At 48.0% G+C, this 6,483-nt stretch carries 5 protein-coding genes; 4 read left to right on the top strand and 1 reads right to left on the bottom strand.

The window, feature by feature from the left end:
* Positions 1–291 precede the first annotated feature (291 nt).
* The 3 genes from KVG29_RS10290 (at position 292) to KVG29_RS10280 (ending at position 4,124) form a co-directional block, all read left to right on the top strand.
* The gene (locus KVG29_RS10290) at positions 292–1,869 is read left to right on the top strand and encodes a UDP-glucose--hexose-1-phosphate uridylyltransferase (protein WP_252228355.1); all 1,578 of its coding nucleotides are present in this window, start codon (positions 292–294) and stop codon (positions 1,867–1,869) included.
* A gap of 274 nt (positions 1,870–2,143) precedes the next feature.
* A complete protein-coding gene (locus KVG29_RS10285) occupies positions 2,144–3,454 on the top strand; it encodes a galactokinase (protein WP_252228354.1) in 1,311 nt (436 codons plus the stop codon).
* Positions 3,455–3,665: 211 nt separating this feature from the next.
* Positions 3,666–4,124 (top strand): Hsp20/alpha crystallin family protein, encoded by a 459-nt coding sequence (locus tag KVG29_RS10280; RefSeq protein ID WP_252228353.1) that lies wholly within the window; start codon positions 3,666–3,668, stop codon positions 4,122–4,124.
* Between the two features lie 139 nt (positions 4,125–4,263).
* On the opposite strand, the gene KVG29_RS12455 is transcribed toward KVG29_RS10280, so the two are convergent.
* Positions 4,264–5,202: a lytic transglycosylase domain-containing protein gene (locus tag KVG29_RS12455; RefSeq protein WP_276576519.1), complete on the bottom strand. Its 939-nt coding sequence runs from the start codon at positions 5,200–5,202 to the stop codon at positions 4,264–4,266.
* Between the two features lie 319 nt (positions 5,203–5,521).
* Here KVG29_RS12455 and KVG29_RS10270 point away from each other — a divergent pair, with 319 nt between their 5' ends.
* Positions 5,522–6,475 (top strand): L-lactate dehydrogenase, encoded by a 954-nt coding sequence (locus KVG29_RS10270; RefSeq protein ID WP_252228352.1) that lies wholly within the window; start codon positions 5,522–5,524, stop codon positions 6,473–6,475.
* Positions 6,476–6,483: the final 8 nt, after the last annotated feature.

Here is a 6,483-nt window from a genome sequence, read left to right as displayed (position 1 = left end):
TGAGGATGAACCTTAGCCGGTCTTTTTGGCGTAAAAGAGAGAGAAATATACTGGAAATATTTAACATAGAAAATTAAGGCAAAATGTTATTATATGGTATTGTTAAAAAATTTACTCCTCATGGCTGCGCATTCGATTATTTTGTGGAATGCTGAAGCATAATATGCTATAATTGTCACTAGAATGAGCAAAGAGAACGGTTCTTGCTTTGTCCATTGTGTTTGAAAATAAATCTTTCTATTCTCAATACGGTGATGGTTGCCGCAACGACCAGCCGAAAGGGGTGTAAACATGGACGATTTGCAGCAACGTGCAGCCTACCTGGTGGAAAGGCTGTTGGCCTTTGCGCTGGCCAATGACATGATATCCAGGTTTGATGTCACCTATACCAGGAATCTGCTGCTGGACCTTCTAAAGATAGACCAGCCTTATCCACAGTCTCTAGATCTTGAAAGCCTGGAGGTGCCCGAGACGGCAACGCCTATACTGGAAGAGCTTTTGGACTATGCCGTTCAGCGAGGGCTCATACCTGAGGATACGCTTACGTGCAGAGATCTGTTTGACACGCGTATAATGGGCCTTTTAATGCCAAAGCCGTCGGAGGTCATCGAGCGGTTTAACAGGATAAAGGACGAGAAGGGCATCAAAGCCGCTACAGATAATTTTTATAATCTCTGCCAAAAGTCTGATTACATACGCGTAAGTCGCATTGCCCGCAACATAAAGTGGCAGTATGAGAGTGAATTTGGCCAGCTTGAGATAACCATCAACCTCACAAAGCCCGAGAAGGACCCCAGGGAGATTGCAGCGCTTAAAAACGCGCCGCAGGTGGGATACCCCAAGTGCGTGCTGTGTCCCGAAAATGTAGGTTATGCCGGGCGGATCAACCATCCCGCTCGACAGACCCTTCGGGTGCTGCCCATCAAGCTCAGGGGTGAGCAGTGGTACTTTCAATATTCGCCTTACGTGTACTATCATCAGCACTGCATTGTGCTGAGCGAGCAGCATGTGCCCATGAAAATCAGCCGGGAGACGTTTGAACGCCTTTTTGAATTTCTCGAGTATTTTCCCCATTATTTCATTGGCTCCAATGCCGACCTTCCCATTGTGGGTGGGTCTATACTCAATCACGATCACTTCCAAGGCGGTTACTATACTTTCCCAATGGAAAAGGCGCCTGTTGAGTATTATCTCAAATCGCAAGAGTATCCTGATGTTACGATAGGCGTGGTTCACTGGCCTATGTCGGCTTTAAGGCTTCGTCATGCAAAGCCTCGGGTGCTGGTAGAGTTGGCCGATAAGCTGCTTCACCTCTGGAGGGGTTACTCCGACCCGTCGGTGGATATTTTGGCATTCACCACAAATGAAAAGGGGGAGAAAGTGCCCCACAACACCATTACCCCGATTGCCAGGATAGGCAAGGATGGTCTCTATGAGCTTGACCTTGTGTTCAGGAATAACCGTACCAGCAAACAGCATCCGATGGGCATATTCCATCCTCATCAGGAACTCCACCACATAAAGAAGGAAAATATAGGGCTTATCGAGGTAATGGGGCTGTTTATACTTCCCGGCCGTTTGAGGGATGAGCTTGCAGATATATGCGATATATTGACCGGCAAAAAAACTTTAAGCGATGATATCTATCAGGAGTCGCATCCACTCAACAAACACCTCCATTGGATTAAAGAATTGATTGAAAGGTACGGCACCAATCTTGATGATGAAGCTGCCCGCAGGATAATCAAGGATTCGGTGGGCGAGAAGTGCCTGCAGGTGTTGCATCATGCCGGCGTGTTTAAGGCTACGAAAGAAGGGCGTCAGGCCTTTGACCGCTTCCTGAAGACGGCCGGAATAAGAAGGGTTTGAGTGGCTTTACCGTCGACAGAGCGCTTTTAATGTGTATGTGTATATTTTATATCTTCTACAAGATGGAGATGAATTGAGGGTAAAAATATATGTACACCAAAGTAACTGGCGAGTCTGCGGCTAAGCAGGCAGTCAGCAGTGAGCGTGTGAGTCATAACATCTCTGCATGTGATGTGGCGATGTGATTCACGCTGTATACCAGTTAGCAAATACACGGCATATTAGCAAATGCGCTATTCAGATAAAGCGTTTGAAGTTGGGAGGTAAAGATGCCATGATGACTTTGGAGCTGCTTAAAGAAAAGCTGAGCACCGATAAGGGCAGGACTTTACTGGCAAAGCTCTACGGTCAGGCCCCGGAAATTATCGAAAAGCAGATTAACAGGTATGTACAGGCTGTTGTGCGTTACAGCCAATTCTTTCCACATGAGTCTCAAAAGGGGTTTTACATGTTCAGCACCCCTGGACGCACCGAAATCGGCGGAAACCACACCGACCACAATGCAGGAAGGGTACTGGCGGCAGGCGTCAGCCTGGACGCCATCGCAGTTGCAACGCCAGCGCCAGATGACGTCATAAGGGTGTATTCCGAAGGGTATCCAGAGCCGTTTGTGGTTAAACTGGACAGCCTGGCCCCTAGAAAAGAAGAGGAAGGGACCACCTCCGCGCTTATAAGAGGAATCGCCAGCCGCATGAGGGAATTGGGTTATAGAATCGGTGGATTCAATGCCTATATTACCAGCGATGTGTTAGGCGGTTCGGGGCTTAGCTCATCGGCCTGTATCGAAGTGCTGCTGGGCAGCATCATCAATCACCTGTACAATGACGGCAAAATCGACGAGATACTTCTAGCTAAAATAGGGCAGTATGCCGAGAACGTATACTTCAACAAGCCCTGCGGGTTGATGGATCAAATTGCCTGTGCAGTAGGCGGATTTGTTACAATCGACTTTAAGGATTTTGATAATCCCGTTGTTCGAAAGATCGACTTCGATTTTGCGGCACAAAACTATTCTCTGCTGGTGATCAATACGGGAGGCAGCCATGCCGACCTCACCGATGAGTATGCCTCTGTGCCTCGAGAGATGAAGGCGGTAGCCAGCGTATTGGGTAAGAAGGTTTGCAGGGAGCTTACCATGGAAGAGGTCATTCAAAATATTCCCAAGCTCAGGGTGCGGGTGGGGGATCGCGCTATACTCAGGGCCATGCACTTCCTGGCCGAGGACCAGAGGGTGGTACAGCAGGTAGAGGCTTTGGAAAGAGGAGATTTTGGTGGATTTTTGAGGCTGGTGAATGAATCGGGGGACAGTTCGTGGAAATGGCTTCAGAACTGCTATACCAACAAAAATCCGCATGAGCAGGGGATTACTCTGGCTTTGAGCGTCACCGAGAACTTTTTAGATGGCAGCGGAAAAGGAGCCTGCAGGGTACACGGCGGTGGTTTTGCTGGTACCGTGCTGGTGTTCATGCCCAATGAACTGCTGGATGAGTATGTGGGGCTCATGGAGGGCATATTCGGAAAGGGTTCGGTAACCGTTTTGTCCATACGGCCCTATGGTACGCTGTGCATAAATTTAGGTATATAAGCAAATTAAAGAAATAGGGAGAATTATTGGGAAAAAACTATTTTTGATGAGAAGAATAGGTAGTAATTGGGCCTATTCTTCTTTAACAATATTTAACTGACTTTGACTTACTTTGACTTTAGTTTTTATAATAAAAGCGAACTCGAAAGGAGATACTTAAAAAAGTAAAAATTCAAAACGAAAAATTATTTTAGAAAAGGAGTGGTTGTCAATGCGTGATATTACGCCCTTCAGGAGGAGACGTCCCGCTTTGACGCCCAGCGAATGGATAAGAGACTTTTTCGGGAGAGACCTTTTGGATGAATTCTTTGATATGGGATTCTTGACCGGGTTTGGTTCTGGTTTAGCCGGCATGCGCGTCGACGTGAAGGAAACCGATAAGGAATACATCGTCGAGGCTGAACTGCCAGGATTTGACAAGGACGACATCGACATCGAGTTGTTTGATGACAGGTTGACCATCTCTGCAAGGCGCAAAGAAGCCGTCGATGAGGAGAGAGCCGATTACATCCGCCGCGAGAGGAGATACGGCGAAGTATCCCGTACCTTCATCTTAGAAGGCGTGAAGGAGGATGGCGTAAGGGCAGAGTACAAAAACGGTATCTTGAGGGTTGTGCTGCCCAAGGCCGAGGAATACACACGGCGCGGCAGAAAGATTGACATCAACTAATGGCTGGCGGAAGAGCAAAGGGGTTATGGCCCGCTATGGCTGTAACCCCATTTTTTTATGACCTTAAACGGTTGTTAGGCAATTTTGAGATTGTTGCTCTGTTTCTTCAAGCAGGGCTTATTCACAGGCTCTCGCTTCTTTAAGCGGTGAGCAGTTCGCGAATTTTCTTTACGTAATTCTGGGTTTCAGCAGGCAGCTTTGCAAACTGGACAGGGTCGTTCAAATCGGTGATGCCCCTTGACTCAATGTTGGCCGGCCCCCAGTTATAGGCTGCCAGGGCCAGATCCAGGTTTCCGTTGAAGCGCTTGAGCAGGCTTTGCAGGTACCGTACCCCGCCATCGATGTTTTGTACCGGGTCAAACGGGTTTGTCACCCCAAGCGATTTGGCAGTGGTGGGCATGAGCTGCATAAGGCCCATAGCCCCGGCAGGCGATACGGCATACGGGTTAAAATTGGATTCCACCCTGATGATGGCCTTGATGAGCGCTGGGTCTACGCCGTATCTGCTGGCTACCTGTTCAATGATGCCATCAAATTGGGTCTGAAAACTTGACTGGCTTGCCATCATTTGCCAGGTATATGCCATCCACTGATGTGGCTGCAGTGTCATCAGCGCGTCCAAAATATTTCCAGCGTTATTGCCATTTAACTGCTGTGAATACAACTGCATAAACGGCAACAGGCTGGTGTACGTCCACGAAGAATCGGTGTCTGTGCCAAACGGTGAAAATGCGCCATCCATGCCTAACTGGGGTAACAGGGAAGCAAACAGCCAGGGGTTGTACGGCCTCTGTCCATTCAGCTGTTGAAGGTGCATATTGATAGAACCAGTGCGATTCCCGTCATCGGTGAACGGTGTATTTCCATTTGTGACCGATGCGTTCCCATTTAAAGTTTTCTCATGGAGCCGCTCAACTGACTGGCTTGAGCCCGTGCGCTGAGCACCTTCAGCTTGCCGCAGCACCTCTTCAAATGATAGAGCATTTCTCCTGTGACCGGTCAGATTTACGCTGTAAGGCAGGCGCCCCTGTATCTCTTCTAGCTTTTGTTCGAATATCTGGCGCACTATGTTTGGCAAGGGATATCACCCCATTTTCACCGTTATATGCACATTTTACCATTGAATCGGGAGTTGTGCAAGTATGACGTTTGGCCTAATCCAGTTGGCCTGACGTTGCATTGCAGGTTTTTCTGAAGCGGCACAGGCTTCATTTTCTTTGTTTAAAGATTTCTTGATGCCATGGAATAAAAAGTTACCTAATAGGGATTACTTTACATTAGAGTGTTATATATTCTACTGGGATAGTTGAAAAGCAGTTCTAAAAATTATGGCAAAATATACAAAAAAGCATTAAAATAATAACATGAATCTGAACAGAAGGGATTGATGATTACCCATGGAAACAAAGTTTTATGGAAACAAAGTAACCATAATTGGGGTGGGCTTTGTGGGTGCCACCACCGCTTATGCTTTGATGATGGGCGGAACGGCTTCGGAAATCGTGCTGGTGGATGTAAACCAGAAAAGGCTTGAAGGGGAGATGATGGACCTCAATCACGGCATAGCTTTTGTCCCTCCTGTCAGGATACGCGCCGGTACATATGAGGATTGTGCCGATTCCAATGTGGTCATAATAACCGCAGGGGTGGCTCAAAAACCGGGTGAGACCCGCATTGATCTGCTCAAGAGAAACATAGAGGTTTTTCGTTCCATTGTGCCCAGGATTGTGGAGCACAATAGGGATTGCATAATAGTGGTGGTCACCAATCCGGTGGATATACTGACCTACGTGACGCTTAAGATTTCGGGACTGCCTCCATCTCAGGTAATGGGCTCGGGTACCGTGCTGGACAGCGCGCGTTTCAGATTCCTGCTGGGGCAGCACTGCCATGTTGCCACCCAAAATGTCCATGCTTATATCATAGGCGAACACGGCGACAGCGAGGTGGCTGCCTGGAGCATTACCAATATAGCCGGAATGCCAATAGAACAATATTGCTTGAGGTGTGGGCGAAGCTGTGAAGAGGATGTAAAGAGAAAGATATTTGAGGAGGTAAAAAATGCGGCCTACAAAATAATCGAAGCCAAGGGCGCCACTTATTATGCTGTTGGCCTTGCGGTAAGGCGCATAGTGGAGGCTATACTGCGGGATGAAAACGTGGTGCTTCCGGTTTCGTCGCTTATGGAGGGTTACTATGGGGTAGAGGACATATGCCTGAGCCTTCCCACGCTGGTCAATGCCAAGGGAGTTGCCCGGGTGCTGGAGCTTCCCTTAAGCCAATCTGAGCAGGAAGGATTCAGGAGGTCAGCCGAGATTTTGAAAGGGTGGTTAAAAGAAGCGGGATTTTAGGGGGATGG

Origin of the sequence: Caldicoprobacter algeriensis (genome assembly GCF_023838525.1) — a bacterium.
Taxonomy (GTDB): Bacteria; Bacillota; Clostridia; order Caldicoprobacterales; family Caldicoprobacteraceae; genus Caldicoprobacter; species Caldicoprobacter algeriensis.
The sequence above is the reverse complement of the archived record's forward strand: the minus strand, read 5'-3'. Positions and strand labels throughout refer to the sequence as shown.

Coding starts and splice junctions, on each gene's coding strand:
- KVG29_RS10290 (WP_252228355.1), top strand. CDS start 292: ATGGACGATTTGCAGCAACGTGCAGCCTACCTGGTGGAAAGGCTGTTG.
- KVG29_RS10280 (WP_252228353.1), top strand. CDS start 3,666: ATGCGTGATATTACGCCCTTCAGGAGGAGACGTCCCGCTTTGACGCCC.
- KVG29_RS10270 (WP_252228352.1), top strand. CDS start 5,522: ATGGAAACAAAGTTTTATGGAAACAAAGTAACCATAATTGGGGTGGGC.
- KVG29_RS10285 (WP_252228354.1), top strand. CDS start 2,144: ATGATGACTTTGGAGCTGCTTAAAGAAAAGCTGAGCACCGATAAGGGC.